The sequence below is a fragment of the Serratia sp. CY33802 genome (assembly GCF_052169095.1).
GTDB lineage: Bacteria > Pseudomonadota > Gammaproteobacteria > Enterobacterales > Enterobacteriaceae > Serratia > Serratia bockelmannii.
In genome coordinates this window covers 1,023,835-1,042,911 of record NZ_JBJNLL010000001.1, presented here as the reverse complement: position 1 = coordinate 1,042,911, position 19,077 = coordinate 1,023,835, and the positions used below count along the sequence as shown (strand labels likewise).

At 57.8% G+C, this 19,077-nt stretch carries 18 protein-coding genes; 9 read left to right on the top strand and 9 right to left on the bottom strand.

The genetic code is table 11. The features are described 5' to 3' along the window. From ACJ8HA_RS04935 to ACJ8HA_RS04925, 3 genes are all read right to left on the bottom strand, one after another. On the bottom strand, nt 1-198 hold the full coding sequence (locus ACJ8HA_RS04935; protein WP_025302979.1) for a YnbE family lipoprotein: 198 nt from the start codon (nt 196-198) through the stop codon (nt 1-3). Then, nucleotides 195-2,807, bottom strand: a complete 2,613-nt coding sequence (locus tag ACJ8HA_RS04930) for a YdbH family protein (RefSeq protein ID WP_442515219.1) — start codon at nt 2,805-2,807, stop codon at nt 195-197. The genes ACJ8HA_RS04935 and ACJ8HA_RS04930 overlap by 4 nt, the downstream gene beginning before the upstream one ends. A gap of 324 nt (nt 2,808-3,131) precedes the next feature. Continuing rightward, a complete protein-coding gene (locus tag ACJ8HA_RS04925; protein WP_197812552.1) occupies nt 3,132-3,956 on the bottom strand; it encodes a LysR substrate-binding domain-containing protein in 825 nt (274 codons plus the stop codon). Between the two features lie 139 nt (nt 3,957-4,095). Between ACJ8HA_RS04925 and ACJ8HA_RS04920 the strand changes: the two genes are divergently transcribed. The 3 genes from ACJ8HA_RS04920 to hslJ all read left to right on the top strand — a co-directional run bounded on the left by ACJ8HA_RS04920 (nt 4,096) and on the right by hslJ (nt 5,999). Continuing rightward, on the top strand, nt 4,096-4,386 hold the full coding sequence (locus tag ACJ8HA_RS04920) for a putative quinol monooxygenase (RefSeq protein WP_025302982.1): 291 nt from the start codon (nt 4,096-4,098) through the stop codon (nt 4,384-4,386). Between the two features lie 141 nt (nt 4,387-4,527). Next, nucleotides 4,528-5,520 (top strand): 2-hydroxyacid dehydrogenase, encoded by a 993-nt coding sequence (locus tag ACJ8HA_RS04915; RefSeq protein ID WP_025302983.1) that lies wholly within the window; start codon nt 4,528-4,530, stop codon nt 5,518-5,520. 50 nt (nt 5,521-5,570) lie between these two features. Next, the gene (gene hslJ, locus ACJ8HA_RS04910) at nt 5,571-5,999 is read left to right on the top strand and encodes a heat shock protein HslJ (protein WP_197812550.1); all 429 of its coding nucleotides are present in this window, start codon (nt 5,571-5,573) and stop codon (nt 5,997-5,999) included. A 21-nt stretch (nt 6,000-6,020) separates the two neighbouring features. Here hslJ and ACJ8HA_RS04905 read toward each other — a convergent pair whose 3' ends face one another. Further along, the gene (locus tag ACJ8HA_RS04905) at nt 6,021-6,275 is read right to left on the bottom strand and encodes a DUF333 domain-containing protein (protein WP_015377999.1); all 255 of its coding nucleotides are present in this window, start codon (nt 6,273-6,275) and stop codon (nt 6,021-6,023) included. A gap of 499 nt (nt 6,276-6,774) precedes the next feature. Further along, complete coding sequence (ssmE, locus tag ACJ8HA_RS04900) at nt 6,775-7,107, bottom strand: multidrug efflux SMR transporter SsmE (protein WP_025302985.1); 333 nt, start codon at nt 7,105-7,107, stop codon at nt 6,775-6,777. A gap of 238 nt (nt 7,108-7,345) precedes the next feature. Here ssmE and nifJ point away from each other — a divergent pair, with 238 nt between their 5' ends. After that, nucleotides 7,346-10,879 carry a pyruvate:ferredoxin (flavodoxin) oxidoreductase gene (nifJ, locus tag ACJ8HA_RS04895; RefSeq protein ID WP_049296066.1) on the top strand — a complete coding sequence of 1,178 codons (3,534 nt, stop codon included), beginning with the start codon at nt 7,346-7,348 and terminating at the stop codon, nt 10,877-10,879. A gap of 87 nt (nt 10,880-10,966) precedes the next feature. On the opposite strand, the gene ACJ8HA_RS04890 is transcribed toward nifJ, so the two are convergent. Beyond that, nucleotides 10,967-11,281 (bottom strand): hypothetical protein, encoded by a 315-nt coding sequence (locus ACJ8HA_RS04890; protein ID WP_025302987.1) that lies wholly within the window; start codon nt 11,279-11,281, stop codon nt 10,967-10,969. Between the two features lie 294 nt (nt 11,282-11,575). Between ACJ8HA_RS04890 and ttcA the strand changes: the two genes are divergently transcribed. Then, complete coding sequence (gene ttcA, locus ACJ8HA_RS04885; RefSeq protein WP_025302988.1) at nt 11,576-12,514, top strand: tRNA 2-thiocytidine(32) synthetase TtcA; 939 nt, start codon at nt 11,576-11,578, stop codon at nt 12,512-12,514. A gap of 146 nt (nt 12,515-12,660) precedes the next feature. Next, complete coding sequence (locus ACJ8HA_RS04880; RefSeq protein ID WP_025302989.1) at nt 12,661-13,059, top strand: VOC family protein; 399 nt, start codon at nt 12,661-12,663, stop codon at nt 13,057-13,059. A gap of 218 nt (nt 13,060-13,277) precedes the next feature. Here the strand turns inward: ACJ8HA_RS04880 and zntB are convergent, their stop codons facing one another. Then, nucleotides 13,278-14,261 carry a zinc transporter ZntB gene (zntB, locus tag ACJ8HA_RS04875; protein ID WP_197812548.1) on the bottom strand — a complete coding sequence of 328 codons (984 nt, stop codon included), beginning with the start codon at nt 14,259-14,261 and terminating at the stop codon, nt 13,278-13,280. A gap of 154 nt (nt 14,262-14,415) precedes the next feature. On the opposite strand from zntB, the gene ACJ8HA_RS04870 reads away from it, so the two are divergent. The 3 genes from ACJ8HA_RS04870 to ACJ8HA_RS04860 all read left to right on the top strand — a co-directional run bounded on the left by ACJ8HA_RS04870 (nt 14,416) and on the right by ACJ8HA_RS04860 (nt 16,603). Beyond that, nucleotides 14,416-15,117: a hypothetical protein gene (locus ACJ8HA_RS04870; protein WP_049207466.1), complete on the top strand. Its 702-nt coding sequence runs from the start codon at nt 14,416-14,418 to the stop codon at nt 15,115-15,117. Further along, nucleotides 15,069-16,160 carry a hypothetical protein gene (locus tag ACJ8HA_RS04865; protein ID WP_197812546.1) on the top strand — a complete coding sequence of 364 codons (1,092 nt, stop codon included), beginning with the start codon at nt 15,069-15,071 and terminating at the stop codon, nt 16,158-16,160. Before ACJ8HA_RS04870 ends, ACJ8HA_RS04865 begins: the two co-directional genes overlap by 49 nt. A 194-nt stretch (nt 16,161-16,354) precedes the next feature. Further along, the gene (locus ACJ8HA_RS04860) at nt 16,355-16,603 is read left to right on the top strand and encodes a hypothetical protein (protein ID WP_004930507.1); all 249 of its coding nucleotides are present in this window, start codon (nt 16,355-16,357) and stop codon (nt 16,601-16,603) included. Nucleotides 16,604-16,763: 160 nt separating this feature from the next. Here ACJ8HA_RS04860 and ACJ8HA_RS04855 read toward each other — a convergent pair whose 3' ends face one another. Together ACJ8HA_RS04855 and ACJ8HA_RS04850 are read right to left on the bottom strand one after the other, a co-directional pair. Further along, nucleotides 16,764-18,398 carry a peptide ABC transporter substrate-binding protein gene (locus ACJ8HA_RS04855; protein WP_049205471.1) on the bottom strand — a complete coding sequence of 545 codons (1,635 nt, stop codon included), beginning with the start codon at nt 18,396-18,398 and terminating at the stop codon, nt 16,764-16,766. 158 nt (nt 18,399-18,556) lie between these two features. Next, entirely contained in the window at nt 18,557-18,907 is a 351-nt protein-coding gene (locus ACJ8HA_RS04850; protein ID WP_197812544.1) for a hypothetical protein, read from the bottom strand. Between the last annotated feature and the right edge of the window lie 170 nt (nt 18,908-19,077).

Here is a 19,077-nt window from a genome sequence, read left to right as displayed (position 1 = left end):
CTAGAACAGACCGCTTTGGGTTTTCAGCAGGTTTTCGACGTCCTTATCCACCTTGATATGAATTTCATGCTCGATCTTGACGTTCATATTGATGGTGATCGGATCCTTCGGCGTCGCCACCTCGATGCGCGGCACGCAGCCGCTCAGCAGCGAAACGCACAGCACCGCTGCCAGCGTCGACACACTCATGATTTTCATTGTTGCTCCCCAGGTTGTGAGAGGGCCTGCTCCAGCCACTCCTGTAAATTGTCGCCGAAGCGCAAACTGCGCCACAGCTGAAACACGTTTTCCTGATGGCGATAGTTCAGGATCACCTCGCGCTTGGCGCTTTTCTGCGGGTTGATGCCGTCGATGCGCGCGCTTAGCGTCAACTCGCCCAGGTTGTTGAGATCGACCCGGGCATGCGAACGGTTGATTTCCATGTAGCGCAGCCAGTCGATCGCCGCGCCGGTCGCCAGGTTATTGCTGCCGATGGCGTCGGCCATGTCTTTGTCCAGGCGCAGCGTCAACGTGCCGGCGTTGGCGATCCAGCCGTTTTGCACCAACCACTTCGGATGGTTCAGGAACAGCGGCAGCTCGCCGTCGACCCGGCCGGACATGGCGAACTGCTTCGGTTTCAGGGCGGTAAACAGCGCGCTGAGATCGACCTTATCCAGCTTCAGTACCGCGGCGTCATGCTGCGGCAACCGCAGCGCCGACAGGCTGATATGCCCGTTGAGCATGTCCACGCCGACGTTGCTCAACGTCAGTGGCTGCCCTTCGCTATAAGGATAGGTGCCCTGCAGATCGGCGGAAATGTTCTGCATCTCGAACAGGTTGGTGAAAGACTTGATGCGCAGCGATACCGGCTGTTTAGCTCCCAATTGCCAGTGATGCTGCTTGAAACGGTACGACAGGATGAAATCCAGGCCGCTCATTTCGCCGTCTTTCAGCCACATGCCGCCGTTTTTCACCACCCAGTGGCCACCGGCCTCGAACCCTTGTTCACGGGCGGCGGAAAACGCCGACTGCGCGTAAAACTCGCCGTCGCGCAGCGTGAGATTGAGATCCGGTGCCAACAGCGGTTGGAAGACCTTCAGCGACTGTTTCGGCCACCAGCCTTCGCCGCGCAGACGTTCGCCGTCCCAACGGCCGCGCAGCGCGATCGGCCCGATCTGTTGCGCCTGCAGCTTGCCCTGCAGCTGGAAACTGTCCGGCGAACGGCCGTTCACCTGCAGCGCCAGCACCGGCGCCGGCAGATAGCCACCGTCGCTGAAGCTGACCTTATCCGCCGCCAGCTGGAATTCGCCGTTGAACTGCGGGCTTTGTTCATCACGCTGCCAGCGCAGCGGCTGGTTGAGGCTCAAGCGCGGCGCGGCGACCGTCACCAGACCGTACTTCAATTTGTCGAAACCGGTGGAGAGCTTGTCGAGCACCAGCTCGCTGTCCTGCCAACGACCGCTGCCGGCGACGTCCCAGGCGGCCTGCAGCGGCGGCAACCGGCCGTTGCCCCAGTAACGCCACTGCCAGTCGCCCTTGTCCGGCCAGAAATCCTGCGCCTGGCCGTCCAGGTGGAGCTTGAAACGCCCCCAATAACTGTCGCTGGCGCTCAAAATCGCCTGCAGGCGGCCGGTGATGCCGGCGGCGGTCACCTTCACGCCGGCCAGCGGTAGACGCGCCTCTTCCAACGTCATTTCCGGCGTCGCTTTGCCCCACAGACGCAGCAGCGAACCGGGCTGCAGAACCAGCGTCGGGTTAAGAATGCTGCCGCCGATCACGCCCGGGATCGACGCGGTGGTGGAGAAATCGGCCAGATTGGCCTGCCCGGTCAGTTGGAAGCGCAGATCGCTGTCGGTCAACCCCACCTTGCCCGGCCCGAGGGTGAGCACCGCATTACCCTTGCCGTTGTGGCCGGCGGTGATCACGTTCAGCCGCGCGCTGATCTCCGTTTCATCCAATCCCTTGCTCCAATCGTGCAGCGCGATGCTGAGGCCGCCGTTCAACGGCTGTCCGCTGTAGGGCCAACGCCACTCGCCCTGCTTGATGCTGACCCGCTGCGGGGTCACTTCCCACGGCAGCACCGCCAGCGGCCGATCGTCGCCTTTCTCGCTCACCGTCAACACGCCCTGCTGGTGTTGCCAGCGCATATCCAGCAAAACCGGTTTTTCCAGATAGGCCGTCTGCATTTCACCCTGCAACGCGCCCTGCTTCGGCAGGCTGGCCAGATCCAGCGGGAGAGTTATCTTACCGGCTAGGTGCAGCGGTTGCGCGCTGTTGGGCGGGACGACGGTCAGACTCTGCAACGTCAGCTGCTGTTTTTCATCCAGCCGCGCCTCGGCGCTGAGATTCGGTCCCCGATAATGCAGACGTTGCCCGTCGGGGCCGGAGGAAATCTGTAGCTTGCCGGCATAGCGCTGCCAGGGAATAAGCGTCAGATCATTAATGGTGAGATCCAGCGCCGGCAGTTGCCGCTGCAATTGATCGAGCGCGAGCGGCGCGCTGTTGGCGTCGCCGCCCGGCAGTTTTGACAAACAGGCGCTATCGACGCTGACCTTATCGCTCGACAGCTGCCAGCGGCCTTGGCGGTAAGCCAGCCGCGTCGGACCGACGTTGGCCAGCAGGCAATCTTGCGCGGTGAAACGTGCCCCCGGCAACGCCAGGCCGCCTTGGCGCCAATGCAACTTGCCCTGTAACTCAAGTCGGCTTCCCGCCGGCAACCAATGCGATAACACCCCCGGCAGCCAGCGCGGCAAAGTTTGCCATAACGCCAGCACCAGAATTGCACAGCCCGCCACGGTCCCTATGAATACTTTCAATCGCCTGGTCATTAAATGATTGCTTCGTTCCTGAGTTAGGCATTGGTTAAGTCTATGCCTGAATTGACAATAATGATGGCACGAATTTGACATAGGGTGAAGCTGAGCGGGGTCGCAAAGGCGACTTGCACCTTTTTAGCGCAAACGTGTGCGAAGTTGTAGATTTTCGTTACATATACATCACATAAATAGGACGGTTTTCAGACTTTTGTTATTGTCGTTACCGTTGATGATTAATAGTCTTGCAACCATTCTAATAAAAGTTTAGCTGCTAGCTAACTGTGTACTAGAGAAGCCATTCCCCACACCCCCGTGGGGATTTTTTTGCCGCTAATTTCAAATCACGGCCTCAATAAAAGCCTGTACTATGCGGCTGTCGCTCGCTTTACGCCAGATAGCATAAATATTGCTGCGCATTTCATTCCCGCACTCGGTATACGCAACCTCCCGCTGTCGCGCCAGGCTCTCAGGGACAAACGCATACCCCAACCCCGCGCTTACGCAGGCGAATATCACGTCATAGCATTCCACCTCCAGCAGCGCGGCGGGGATCACTTGCTGCTTTTGCAGCCAGGCGTCCACCAGATGGCGATAGTGACATTGACGCGAATAAACATAGAGATCGCTTTTTGCCAACAACGCTGGCTGATACGCCCCGCCAATGAAGACCAAACGCTCCTGAAAAGCACGCCGGCTCTGCAGCTGCGGATGTTCTATCGGCCCATCTGAAAACACCACGTCCAGAGTTCCTTTTTGCAATTGAAACTCCAGATCCAGCGAATAGCCCTGCACCACACTCAACTGAACGCGGCGGTTCTGCGCACGGTAATGCGCCAACTTTTGCGGCAGATGATGACTCAAGGCGATATCCAGCGCGCCAAGCTTCAGTTCACCCTGCACCGGATCCTGTTCAAGCTGCGCTCGCGCCCGCTCTTCGATAGCCAAAAAGCGCTTGGCTTTATGGTAAAGCGCCCGACCTTCCGGTGTGAGCGACAGTCGATTGCGCTCACGATCAAATAGCGTAACGCCACACGCCATTTCCAACTCTTTTAATTTCTTGGTCACGTTAGAGGGCACGCAAAACAGCCTCTCAGCCGCTGCCGTGAGACTCTCTGACTCAACCACCATGCAAAAAGTCACCAACTGAGCACGTTTCAACATCACAAACCTTCACCAAAAATGAATAGCAACGGAACTTTATTTCACTTTTAGTCAACCATCAAGTCCGTAGAATCCTCGCGGTCAGCACATTGCTGCCACCTGGAAATTCCAGTTTCATTATCGACTGAGGAAATAAACCATGATCACGCTCAATGTCTTTTTTCAGGTCAATCCGGCCAAACGCCCCGCGTTTCTCAGCCTGCTCAACACCATGGTGCAGGAATCCAATAAAGAAACCGGCTGCTCTTTTTACCAGCTTTGGCAATGCCAGAACGATGAAAACAGCTACGCGCTGATCGAAAACTGGGACGATAAGGCGGCGCTTTCGGCACACCAGAAAACCCCGCATTGGGTCGCCTTTAACGATGCCGTCAACGGGTACTTGACCCATGACTACGATGAGCATCATTACACGGAAATCGCTCGCTAACATCGCGTGAACCGGCCCTATGGGGCCGGTTTCATCCTCTTGGTTGACCGAACAAACCCCACGCTGGCCAAACCGCTAACCAATTGTCGAATTTACTAAAATCTGTTAAATTGATCACAAAATCACGGTGGAGAAACCACGATGAAATTGGCGATATACAGTACCAAACAGTATGACCGTAAATATCTCGAACTGGTGAATCAGCAGTTTGGCTATGAGCTGGAATTCTTCGACTTTTTACTCAGCAAAAAAACCGCCAAAACGGCCGCCGGTTGCAAGGCGGTGTGTATCTTCGTCAACGACGACGGCAGCCGTGAAGTGCTCGAAGAACTGGCGGCACTGGGCGTCGAGATCCTCGCCCTGCGCTGCGCCGGTTTTAATAACGTCGATCTGGACGCCGCCAAAGAACTGGGCATCAAGGTGGTGCGCGTGCCGGCCTACTCGCCGGAGGCCGTGGCAGAACACGCGGTAGGCATGATGATGTGCCTGAACCGCCGTATTCACCGCGCTTATCAACGCACTCGCGACGCCAACTTCTCGCTGGAAGGGCTGATCGGTTTTAACATGCACAACCGCACCGCCGGCGTGATCGGCACCGGTAAAATCGGCGTGGCGACGATGCGCATTTTGAAAGGCTTCGGCATGAAGCTGCTGGCATACGATCCGTTCCCGAGCGAACAGGCGCTGGCGCTGGGCGCGGAGTATGTCGACCTGAAAACGCTGTACGCGCAATCCGACGTGATTACCCTGCACTGCCCGTTGACGCCGGAAAACCACCATCTGCTGAATGCCGACGCCTTCGCGATGATGAAAAACGGCGTAATGGTGATCAACACCAGCCGCGGCGCGCTGATCGACTCTACCGCCGCCATCGACGCGTTGAAGCAGCAAAAAATCGGCGCGCTCGGGATGGACGTCTACGAGAACGAACGCGATCTATTCTTTGAAGACAAGTCTAACGACGTGATTCAGGATGACGTGTTCCGCCGCCTGTCGGCCTGCCACAACGTGCTGTTCACCGGCCATCAGGCTTTCCTGACCGAAGAGGCGCTGACCAGCATTTCGCAAACCACGCTGCAGAACATCAGCCTGTTGGATCGCGGCGAAGCCTGCCCGAACCAGCTGAACGCCTGAGCGTAACTTCGGGGCGCCCTTGCGGCGCCCTGTTTATTTGAGAGAACGCAATGAGAAAAACCACGGTGGCCGCCCTTGCGACGCTGGTCCTAGGGGGATGCAGCATGAAACCACAGTCTACCGTCACACCCGGCGATCTGTTGCATCACAACTTCGTGTTGCAGAGCGTAGATGGTGAAGCGGCACAATCACGAACGGATGGCGGCCTGCTCAATTTGGAATTTGGCGAGAACCTGCATGTCTCCGGCGCGATGTGCAACCGCTTCTTCGGCCAGGGGCAGTTACGCGACGGCGTGCTGACGGTAAAACCGTTGGCCTCGACGCGCAAGCAGTGCCCTGATGAGCAGCGCAACCGCTGGGATCGGGTGATCGGCACCGTGCTCGAAAACGGCGCCGACGTGATGCTGAACGCGCAGCAACTGACGCTCAACGGCAGCGGCCACACGCTGGTTTATACCCTGCGCGACTGGGTGTATTGATCCGGGCCTGTCGCTGCGGGCTTACCCGGCGCAGCTGCCCAGGCCCAGCGTGCGTTCTTCGCACTGCTTGCCATTCGGCATTTGGCACATGCGCAGCGCTTCACCGTTCAGGTTATGCGCGATGGTAGTAACGCCACCGACCGCCGCGCAACCGGCGCTGGTCTGCAACGTATTGATTCTGGCACTGTTGCCCTGCTGTACTGGCTCTTCGTTATTGCTGCTGCAGGCGGCTAAAAGCAGCACGGCGCTGGCAAGCAACCATTTTGATGTCGTCATTATCCCACTCCTGAACCCGGAACTGCGCTGTGTAAAATCGCCATTGCTGATAACGCGCGTCACTTAGCGGACACGTTTCGCTATCTTTGATGCAAACTTGTTTAATCTAGCTCGATATATAAATAATGAAAATATATTCCAGCCATTATTTGTCATTTTTTTGCACCGGCCGGACATTTATTTTGTTTGCAGAATATTTCCGCCCCGGCGCGATACGCCAAACGTGACAGCGCCACCCTGTGCCTGGCCCCGGCCGCACGCAGAAAGTGATAACGTCACCGCTGCTGACGAAGAGATTTCTCCCGCGACATCGGTATTCATTATCTTCACGTGCTTTCAGTGAGACGACGCATTTTTTGCTACCGGAGAGGACGATATTTACGTCTATGCTGGCGGCGCTAAGTAATTAGCATTCCACTATTTTCAGTGAATGATGGCTGAATTCTTCAACCGGCGCGACTTGCTGTCACGCCGGCCTTTTTTCACATTAAAATAACACTCAGTGCACCGAGGCTTTAGACAGTAAATTAATCACCAGCACGCCGGCAATAATTAATCCCATGCCGACAATCGCTGGCCAATCCAATTTTTGCTGGTAAACGAATACCGCGGCGATCGACACCAGCACGATGCCCATACCCGACCAAATCGCATACACGATGCCCAGCGGCATGCTCTTGACCACCATCGACAGCCCCCAAAAGGCCACGCCGTAACCCAGCACCACCAGCAGCGACGGCCACAGGCGGGTAAAGCCCTCGGAGGCTTTCAACATGGTGGTGGCGATCACTTCCGCGACTATCGCCATCGTCAAATACATAAATGCGCTCATGATTTTCTTCTGTCAGTTTGCCGATGCGCAATTATGACGCGCCGGAAATAAATTGTCTTTAAACGGTCAAAACAATTTATTGCCACTGCATCTCATTCGGCGAGGAAATACGCCATTGACGATTTATCACCCGCCACACAAACGCGATAAAGCCACGTTCAAACCCTCTGTTAGACTTTTTCCCATTACTGCGAAAGTGTGCTTTCGCGGCTTTGTGAGCAATGAAAAGGTAATGTCGATGATAACTACAGATGGTAATAACGCAGTCGCTTCCGTGGCCTATCGCACCAACGAAGTGATTGCCATCTACCCTATCACGCCAAGTTCCACCATGGCGGAGCAAGCAGACGCTTGGTCCGGCGATGGCCGGCAAAACATCTGGGGCGATACTCCGCGGGTGGTGGAAATGCAGTCTGAGGGCGGCGCGATCGCCACCGTGCACGGCGCCTTGCAAACCGGCGCACTGTCGACTTCGTTCACTTCATCGCAGGGTCTGCTGCTGATGATCCCGACGCTGTACAAACTGGCCGGAGAGCTGACGCCGTTCGTGCTGCACGTCGCCGCCCGCACCGTAGCCACACACGCGCTGTCGATCTTCGGCGACCATTCGGACGTGATGGCGGTGCGCCAAACCGGCTGCGCCATGCTGTGCGCCAGCAACGTGCAGGAGGCGCAGGACTTCGCGCTGATCTCACAGACCGCCACTCTCAACGCGCGCGTGCCGTTTATCCACTTCTTCGACGGGTTCCGCACCTCGCACGAAATCAACAAGATCGTGCCGCTCAGCGACGATACGCTGCGGCAAATGCTGCCTCAGGCGGCGATCGACGCTCACCGCAGCCGGGCGCTGTCGCCCGATCATCCGGTGGTGCGCGGCACTTCCGCCAACCCGGACACCTATTTCCAGTCGCGCGAAGCCACCAACCCGTGGTATGACGCCACCGGCCAACACGTGATCGACGCCATGGCGGCCTTCGCCGCCCTCACCGGCCGCCACTATCGGCCGTTCGACTACTACGGCCACCCGCAGGCCGAGCGCGTGGTGGTGGTGATGGGATCCGCCGCCGGCACCTGCGAAGAGGTGATTGACACCCTGCTGGCCCGCGGCGAGAAAGTCGGCGTGCTGAAAGTCCGGTTGTTCCGGCCGTTCTCCGCCAAATACCTGCTCGGCGCGCTGCCGGACAGCGTGCGCAACGTCGCGGTGCTCGATCGCACCAAAGAACCGGGCGCGCTGGCCGAACCGCTGTATCTGGACGTGATGACCGCGCTGGCGGAGGCCTACAGCCGGGGTGAGCGCGCCACGCTGCCGCGGGTGATCGGCGGCCGTTACGGCCTGTCGTCGAAAGAGTTCGGCCCGGACTGTGCGCTGGCGGTGTTTCGCGAGCTGGCCCAGCCGCAGCCGCGCCCGCGCTTTACCGTCGGCATCTTCGATGATGTCACCGGGCTTTCACTGCCGCTGAGCGACGAAATCCTGCCGCAGCGCGCCTCGCTGGAAGCGCTGTTCTACGGTTTGGGCAGCGACGGTTCGGTCTCGGCCACCAAGAACAACATCAAAATCATCGGCAACGCCACGCCGCTGTATGCGCAGGGCTATTTCGTCTACGACTCCAAAAAGGCCGGCGGCCTGACGGTGTCGCATCTGCGCGTCAGCGAGCAGCCGATCAATTCGGCCTATCTGGTCAGCCAGGCGGATTTCGTCGGCTGCCACCAGCTGCAGTTTATCGATAAGTATCAGATGGTTGAACGTCTCAAACCCGGCGGTACCTTCCTGCTCAATACCCCTTACGGCGCCGACGAGGTCTGGTCACGCTTGCCGCAGGAGGTACAGGCGCTGCTGCATCAACGCCAGGCGCGTTTCTATATCATCAACGCCGCCAAGCTGGCGCGCGAATGCCGGCTCGGCGCGCGCATCAACACCGTAATGCAGATGGCGTTCTTCCACCTGACGCAGATCCTGCCGAGCGACGTGGCGCTGCAACAGCTGCAGGATGCCATCGCGCGCAGCTACAGCAACAAGGGCCAGGAGATCGTCGAGCGCAACTGGCAGGCGCTGGGCGCCACCCGTGGCGCACTGATTGAAATTCCACTGCAGCCGGTCGACGACAGCAGCCCGATGCGCCCACCGGTGGTCTCGGACGCCGCGCCGGACTTCGTCAAAACCGTTACCGCCGCGATGCTGGCCGGGCTGGGCGATGCGCTGCCGGTTTCCGCCTTCCCGCCGGACGGCACCTGGCCGGTGGGCACCACCCAGTGGGAAAAGCGCAACATCGCCGAAGAGATCCCGGTCTGGCAGCCCGATCTGTGCACCCAGTGCAACCACTGCGTCGCCGCCTGCCCGCACTCCGCCATTCGCGCCAAAGTGGTTCAGCCGTCGGAGATGGAACACGCCCCCGCTTCCCTGCAGTCTCTGGATGTCAAATCACGCGATATGCGCGGCCAGAAATACGTACTGCAAGTGGCGCCGGAAGATTGCACCGGCTGTAACCTGTGCGTCGAGGTCTGCCCGGCGAAAGATCGCCAGAACCCAGAGATCAAGGCCATCAACATGGCTTCGCGCCTCGATAATCTGACGGCGGAAAAAGACAACTACGACTTCTTCCTACAGCTGCCGGAAATCGATCCAGCGCAGCTGGAGCGCATCGACATTCGCACCTCGCAGCTGATCACGCCGCTGTTCGAATACTCCGGCGCCTGCTCCGGCTGCGGCGAAACGCCGTACATCAAGCTGCTGACCCAGCTCTATGGCGACCGTTTGCTGATCGCCAACGCCACCGGCTGTTCGTCGATCTACGGCGGCAACCTGCCGACCACGCCGTACACCACCAACGCCGAAGGGCGCGGGCCGGCGTGGGCCAACTCGCTGTTCGAAGACAACGCCGAATTCGGCCTGGGCTTCCGTCTGACGGTCGATCAACATCGCGCACGGGTGCTGCGCCTGCTGAATTCGCTGGCGACGCAGCTGCCGGAGCAGTTGGTCAATGCCCTGCAGATGGAAGATGTGGCGCCGGAGCCGCGCCGTAAGCAAATCGCCGAACTGCGCACGCTGCTGGCGAGTATTGAAGGTGAAGACGCACGCCAGCTGGCGGCCGACGCCGATTACCTGGTCGATAAATCCATCTGGCTGATCGGCGGGGACGGCTGGGCCTACGACATCGGCTTCGGCGGGTTGGATCACGTCCTCAGCCTGACGGAGAACGTCAACGTGCTGGTGCTCGACACCCAATGCTACTCCAACACCGGCGGCCAGCAGTCGAAAGCCACGCCGCTCGGCGCGGTGACCAAGTTCGGCGAGCACGGCAAGCGGAAGGCGCGCAAGGATCTGGGCGTCAGCATGATGATGTACGGCCATGTCTACGTCGCGCAGATCTCGCTGGGGGCGCAGCTTAACCAAACGGTGAAAGCGATTCAGGAGGCCGAGGCCTATCCGGGCCCGTCGCTGATCATCGCCTACAGCCCGTGCGAAGAACACGGCTACGATCTGGCGCTCAGCCACGATCAGATGAAACAGCTGACCGCCACCGGCTTCTGGCCGCTGTACCGCTTCGATCCGCGCCGTAGCGCCGAGGGCAAGGCCGCGTTAGCGTTGGATTCGCGGCCGCCAAACAGCAACCTGTCGGAAACGCTGCTGAAAGAACAGCGCTTCCGCCGCCTGAACGCGCAGCAGCCGGAGGTGGCCAGCGCGCTGTATCAGGCCGCCGAGAAAGAGCTGAAGGAGAAATACGATTTCCTCAGCCTGCTGGCCGGTAAGGCGGAAAAGTCCGCTGCTGAGTAACCTCCCTCAGGGCGCGAACGATTCGCGCCCTGTTTTTCACATACCGTTTGAATCAGCGGTGGGCCTCAATGCTCAGGGGTTTCACACTTAGCGAGCCGCACTTTTTTCTTTTATCCATTGGGCCATGACGCGTGCTGAGAACGGCTTATCCGTTTTAATCTCCGCTAAAGCGCAAACCTTGTCTTTGAACGTGGCGCCCAGCGAGAATAATTTCCCGTCATAATAACAATAAAGTGCATCTCCCTTATCCTTGCCATCAAGACGCTCTTTTTGCTCGCGCGGTACCAGTACCACGGTTTCGGTCGGTTCGCTCAGACCAACAGGTATCGTGTCAAACGCCAGTGCGTTTTCTGCGTAGGCAAAAAACGATGCGTAAAATCCAACAACAGCGATTCCTTTCATGCTCTCAGTGCCTCTCGAAGTAAGTTCTGTCTGAGATGAGACCTGCACCGCGAAACAACGTTCCCTCAAGGCCTTCGTTCAAATGACGGCGAAGGCTTTTAAGGGAAACCGATAAAGCGGCGAGCTGAAAAACCTGCTGGTATTCATCGCTACAATCCGTACCATACAGACCTCGCGTCGGGTGCGTGGCGGCTGGATGATGAATAATGATCAAAATCGGCCGGTTGAATGGTAAACTCGCGGTCTACAACGCCATGCCCCTAGTGCCCCCTATTGAGAATGAGCACGATTTAAATGTCAGAAAAGCAATCCGTTAGCCAAAAAGAGCAGTACAACCTGAACAAATTGCAAAAGCGCCTGCGCCGCAACGTGGGCGAAGCGATCGCCGATTTCAATATGATTGAAGAAGGCGACCGCATCATGGTCTGCCTGTCCGGCGGTAAAGACAGCTACACCATGCTGGAGATCCTGCGTAACCTGCAGCAGAGCGCGCCGATCAACTTCTCGCTGATCGCGGTGAATCTCGATCAGAAACAGCCCGGCTTCCCTGAGCATATTTTGCCTGCCTACCTGGAAAGCCTGGGGGTGGAATACAAGATCGTCGAAGAGAACACCTACAGCATCGTCAAAGACAAGATCCCGGAAGGCAAAACCACCTGTTCACTGTGCTCGCGCCTGCGCCGCGGCATTCTGTACCGCACCGCCACCGAACTGGGTGCCACCAAGATCGCGCTGGGCCATCACCGTGACGACATTCTGCAGACGCTGTTCCTCAACATGTTCTACGGCGGCAAGATGAAAGGCATGCCGCCCAAACTGATGAGCGACGACGGCAAGCACGTGGTCATTCGCCCGCTGGCCTATTGCCGCGAGAAAGACATCGAGCGTTTCTCGATCGCCAAAGCGTTCCCGATCATTCCATGCAACCTGTGCGGCTCGCAGCCTAACCTGCAGCGCCAGGTGATCGGCGATATGCTGCGTGACTGGGACAAACGTTATCCTGGCCGGCTGGAAACCATGTTCAGCGCCATGCAAAACGTGGTGCCTTCGCACCTGAGCGATATCAATCTGTTCGATTTCAAGGGCATTCACCACGGGAGCGCCGTGGTAGACGGCGGCGATTTGGCCTTCGATCGCGAAGACATCCCGATGCAGCCGGTCGGCTGGCAGCCGGAAGACTCGGACGACGCGATACCTGCGCCAGAACGTTTGAACGTGCTGGAAATCAAATAAGCCCCCTCGCCGCTTGCCATCCTGCGAGCGGCGACATTTCCCTTTCTCGACGATCTCGATCCTGTTCACAGTTTGCGCAAAATTTACTGGGCAGTGCCGTTTTTACCCTATACTGTTTATTTATACAGTTACATGGAGATCGCGCAATGAATATTACCCCCTGCCTGTCCCACATCTCGCTGGGCTCCAACGATTTCGAGGCCGCCGCCGCCTTTTACGATCGTGCGCTGGCCGCCTTGGGATGCCGACGGGTGCTGGAGCATCCCGGCGCCATCGGTTACGGCCGCGACTACCCGGAGTTTTGGCTGCAGGTGCCGATCGACGGCCGCCCGGCCTCACCCGGCAACGGTACGCACGTCGGTTTTTTCGCCACCAGTAAGCAACAGGTGGATGAATTCCATCGCCAGGCGCTGCTGGCCGGTGCCGTCGATGAAGGCGCGCCCGGTTCGCGGCCGCATTACGGTGAGGCTTACTACGGCTGCTTTGTCCGGGATTTGGATGGGCACAAGATTGAAGCCAGCTTCTGGGATGAAAGCGCGGCCTGAAGAAGAAGGGAAGCCGAATAAAAAAATGCCGGTGATTAAACCGGCATTGTACGAATCAAATGTGCTATGCAGTAATTCAAAAATAAGAAAGTAAGACAATTATGGAGCGCAACGCCCATCGCTTGACGTTGCATTCACCTGCGAGAGAGATCATGCCCCATTTCCCCCGGCTAAATGTTGATTTTGCTCAATGTTAACCGGGTTTTCGTCATTTTCACCTACAGCCAGCGGCTGCGCTTCAGCCACCAGGCGACGCCAAGCACCAACCCGACCAACATCAGGCAAAATGCCGCGAAACCGAAGGGGTTACCGCCGCCCGGTATGCCGCCAAGGTTGACGCCAAACAGCCCGGTCAGGAAGGTGGTAGGTAAAAAGACCATCGCTAACAATGACATGGTGTAAGTGCGGCGGTTCATCGCGTCGGCCATCACCGTGGTGATTTCGTCGGACAAGATAGCGGTGCGCGCGATGCTGCCGTCCAGATCGTCCAACCCGCGCCCCAGGCGATCGGCGATGTCCTGCATGCGGCGGCGATCGTCGTCGCTCATCCACGGCAGGCGGTCGCTGGCCAGCCGTGCGAAAACGTCACGCTGCGGCGCCATGTAACGGCGCAGCACGATAAGCTGTTTACGGATCAACGCCAGCTGACCACGCTCCGGCACCTGCTGTTCCAGCAAGGCGTCCTCCAGATCGATAATCTTGTCGTGCAGATCCTCAATGAATTCGCTGGTGTGATCGGTCAATGCATCGGAAATCTCCACCAGCCAGTTGCCGCTGTTGGTCGGCCCGGCGCCGCTTTGCAAATCGTTCACCACCTGATCGATGGAATACACCTTGCGGTGCCGCGTGGAGATAATCAGTTTATCGGTGATGTACACACGGATGGTGACCAACTGGTCCGGCCGTGAGTTGGCGTTGAAGTTGATGCTGCGCAGGGTGATCATGGTGCCTTCGCCCTGGCGGCTGACGCGTGGCCGAGAGCTTTCGCCGGAGAGCGCTTCGCGCACCGAGTCCGGCAGCAGCGGCGTGGTGCTCAGCCATTCGGCGCTGGCCGGGTGCGCGTAATCAAGATGCAGCCAGCACGGCGCGTCGCAGGTGATCTTGTCATCTTGCTCGATCGGCGTGACGCCGCCCTTGCCGTCCATCTGGTAGGCGTAAACCGCATCGGCGATCTGCAGCTCGCTCCCCTCAATCACATCCATTCATTTATCCCCTCAGTCTTACTTATGTTGCTGAGTCTAGCCTTAACGCCTTGGAGATCAAAGGCCAAGCTGTAACGCCAGTTTTCACGCCAGGTGAAAAACGTGCTCTATACTTCTGGCCTTAGGGAACACATCGCAACGACAGGAAGCCCCCATGTTTGAGATCAGCGCCGCAGATATTCTCAAAGTCAGTTTGACCGTTATCACCCTGTTTATCGCCGTTGTTAAAACACCATTTCGTATTCGGCGGGAAAACCATGACAAGCTGCTCAAGCTACTCGAATCCGTCGAGAAGCCCCACAGTGAGCGCATGCAGCTCTTACTGTTTAGGGATTACATCGGTAGCAAAACCGTCGGGCTGGCGGAGTTGCAGCAATTGCTGGCACTGCCGGACGGCGTAACGGCACTGGAGCGCTACAGACCTACTGGCGGCCGACAGCAGATCCTGCGCACCACGTCCGAGGGTTTCGTTTTGCAACGACGCGCCAACAGTGCGTTAAAACGCTCGCTGCTTTCCTGTCGCTATCTGTTGAAATACCTGCTATTCGTCACTCTGTTGGTGCTAATGCCTGTGCTGGCGCAATGGGGCTTGCGGCAGCTTGGCGTGCTGGTTATCGCGCCGTCGCTGGTGTTTATGTCCGGTGCGCGCATCACCGACGGCTGGCAGCTGCTGTTCCCCGGCTTTATATTTATTATCATCATGCTCAGTCTGACATACTTAATCTTCAGGCAACTGGCGCTGGCGGGTAACCTCAGTTCGGAACGCGCCTTTTATCGCTACTATCAACGAGCGCGTGAGGAACAACGATGCCGGGAAGTCCTGAGACAACTGCGCACTGCGCTGCGCCGAACCTGACGAGGATGCGCCGCCTGCGCTACATCGCAATGGCCGCCCTGCTGCTGTTCGGCCAATCGGTTCGTGCAGAGCCGGTATTAGAACGCCTCGCCACGCCCTATCACGCGCCGACGGCGGCGGGTTCACTGCCTTATTTTGTCGCTCACGCTCACTCCCGCCAGCCGCGCACCGCACTGGTGGTGATGCACGGCCGCCCGCGCGATGTCGCCAAGACGTTGCAAGCGGCGATCGATGCCGCGCAGGGAGCGGGAGACAATGGCTTATTGGTCGCCCCGCTGTTCCAGGTGCCGGAGAAACTTGCCGTTCATTGCCATTCCGCCGGGCTCCCGTCACCGCAAGACGGCGATGCCCTGTGGCGCTGCGGCTCCTGGATCGCAGGCGATTTGGATAATAGCGGGAACACCGGTTCGTTCAACGCCCTGGATAACCTGCTGGCCGATCTGAAACGGCGCTGGCCATCGCTGCAGTCGATCACCGTGGCCGGTTTTTCCGCCGGCGCCCAGTTCGTGCAGCACTATGTCGGCTTTGCCCATCCGCCAAACGGAGTGCGTTTGCGCTATGTGGTGGCCGATCCCGGCAGCTGGCTCTACTTTGATCGCCTGCGCCCTCAGCCCACAAGCTGGGGAGGCTGCGGCGGTGAAACAACCTGCCGCTTCCGCTGGCAAACGCTGGACGCCGGCCAGTGTCCACGGGCCAACCAGTGGAAATACGGCCTGGAAGCGCTTCCCGTTCATCTACAGCGCCCCGCAGACACGGCGCGCCGGCGTTACGCCGCCGCCGATATCACCTATCTGGCTGCCGCCGAGGATACCGGCACCGCGCCGGGCGCCTACTATCGGATACTCGACAAATCCTGCGCCGCCCAGCTGCAGGGCCCCTACCGGTTGCAGCGCGCCCTGGCCTATGCCGACTATGACCGGCGTTACCTGGCGCCGAAGAAGCCGCATCGGTTAACGATCGTTCCCGGCTGCGGGCACAACGTCGCCTGCGTCTTTCCCGCCCCGGCGGCCAGGCAGGCGCTTTTCCCGATTAATGCAGACTAATAATAACGGTAATGAAATAAACCATTGCCGATAAATCGGGCAATATCGCCGATAAAGCACTGGTAATGCCGTTATTATTATGACTTAACATATTACTATCACTTTTAATTCAAAATGATAATAATAAATCAACATAAAGCTGTTTCAGCGCAAATTTTAGGGGCATATACTTTTCTCACTACGAGGAGGTAGTTATGTTACGCGACCATTTAAAAATAAACGCCAGCGATACGCTGGAAAAAATCAGCAATATCCATTTGCAAAACCAGGGGCAGGAAGAGATCAGTGAATTCGTGGTAAAAAACGCCGCTGGCCTGCAGATTGGCAAGGTCTCCGTCCACGATCGTTTCAGCACTCGCCGCTCTTATCCCACCAGCTATCGCATCACCCAAACCGACATGAGCGGCCGTGTGGTGGTGGATGCCATGCGGGACTGTCTATAAGCGTAACCGCTCTCTGAAATAGCAAAAAAATAATGTGATGATGGCAACCCTGTTTATTATTAAACGGGGTTTATCGCGTGGATAAATTAATTACCTTCTTCATTTAACCGTCAATAAAAATAAATCCCCCGCGTTATGCGGGGGTGAAAAATAAGCCCAATCAGTGTTTGATAATATACATCGTTTGGCTATAGGCCACGTCTTCCGGATTGGTGATCGGGTAGCCTTTTACCCACGGTTTGATCAGGCGGCCGTTGGTGTACTGGTAAATCGGCGCGATCGGTGCCTGATCGGCAATGATTTGCTCCATCTTGTTGTAATCGGCGGTCACCGCCGCCGGGTTGGTTTCCCGCCCCGCCTGCGCCAGCAGCTTGTCGTAGTCCGCGTTCTTGAACTTGGCAATGTTGCCGCTGTGGGTAGAGGTCAACAGCGACAGGAAGGTCGACGCCTCGTTATAGTCACCTACCCAGGAGGCGCGGATCACGTCGAAATTACCGGTATTACGGCTGTCGATATAGGTTTTCCACTCCTGGTTTTGCAGCTTGACGTCAATGCCGAGCTTTTTCTTCCACATTGAGGCCACGGCGATGGCGATCTTCTGGTGGCTTTCCGAGGTGTTATACAACAGCGTCAGCTTCAGCGGGTTGTTCGGGCCGTAACCGGCCGCCTGCAACAACGCCTTGGCCTGCGCATCCAGCTCCGCCTGCGATTGCTGTTGCAGCAAACTCGCCTCCGGTTTGAACCCGGCAGTCACGTCCGGCGTGAAGTGATAGGCCGGTTTTTCGCCGGTGCCCAGCACTTTTTCCGCGATAATCTTGCGATCGATGGCGTAGGACAAGGCCTGGCGCACCCGCACGTCGTTGGTCGGCGCGCGCTGGGTGTTGAACGCGTAGTAATAGGTGCCGAGCTGATCCGGCGTGTACACCTGCCCCGGAATATCTTTCAGCAGCTTCTGATACATGTTTTTCGGGAAGGATTCGGTGATGTCGATATCGCCCGCCAGGTAACGCTTGGTGGCGTTGGATTCCTGATTGATCGGCACGAAGGTCACTTTGGTCAGCACGGTTTGCGCATGATCCCAGTAATGATCGTTAGGCGTCAGCACCAGCTTCTCGTTCACCACCCGCTCTTGCAGTTTGAACGCGCCGTTGCCCACCAGATTGCCGACCTTGGTCCAGTCGTTGCCGTATTTTTCCACCACCGCCTTATTCACCGGGAACAGGCTGAAGTTAGCCGTCAGGCTGACGAAGTACGGCACCGGCTTGTCCAGCTGTACTTTAAGCGTATAGTCGTCCGGCGCCGACACGCCCAAGCGATCGGCCGGCAGTTTGCCGCTGATGATCTGCTCGGCGTTCTGGATCCCCGCTAACTGCGCGAACCAGGCAAACGGCGACAGGTTCTTCGGTTCGACCAGCCGCTGCCAGCTGTAGACGAAGTCTTTTGCCGTGACAGGGTCACCGTTTGACCACCGCGCATCTTTGCGCAGATGGAAAATATAAGTCTGGTTATCGCTGGTCTGCCAGCGCGTGGCGACGCCGGGGATCACTTTCCCATTGGCGTCCTGATTGACCAGCCCTTCGAACAGGTCGCGCGCCAGCTGGGCCTCCGGCAGGCCTACCGCTTTAATCGGATCGAGCGAGGCCGGTTCGTCTTTAATGTGGCGCACGATTTCCTGTTTGGCCGCCAACGCGGTGCCCGGGGGAACCTGCGCCGCCATAGCGCTGCTCATACAGGCGCCGATCGCCGCCGCGCAAAGCGCCAAACGAAAACCCCGTTGCATTTTTCTTCCCGTCATTATGATTTACCCCCGTTAACCCTCTGAATTTTTTATCATATAGCACAAGATCCGTCCGGCCTAGCGCTCACGGCCGAGAAGTTGCAAAAAGTGCGATTCAGGCAATAAAAAACCCGTGCGGCGCAGGGCGGCACGGGCGGTGTTTGCAGCGGCGACCGTCAGTCGTACAGGTGGATGCTGTTGATGCGGTAGCTGAACTCTTCACCCTCTTCTTCATCGAACACGGTGAAAAAGCCTTTCTCGGCCAGCGGACGGGCCGAGATATCGGTTTTTTGCAGCTGGCGCGCGTCGGCGTCGTCGTAGCCGTAGTCGAGGTAGAAGACATTTTTTTGGTAATCGATATGCAGGGTGAACGGATAGTTCGATTCGTCCCCGCGCCCGTCGTCATTTTTCACCACGCCGAACCATTCCCCCTGACGGATCTGGTTTTCAGCATCCACGCCGCACAGCAGCGTGATGGTGTCATTTTCATTTTCGCTATAGCTGGCGATGATTCTGGCTACTGGCATGTTAAATCCTCTTGCGGGTGATTGGCTTAGCTCTGCCGTTAGTATAACAACAGCGTCAGGCCAGGTGCGGTTTAATTGGCGTTTTCACCGCCGCGGCGTCACAGATTGCGCAAACGTCGCACAATTGCGATGGGAAAGATGCCTCAAAGCGTAATACACTGAATAAAATG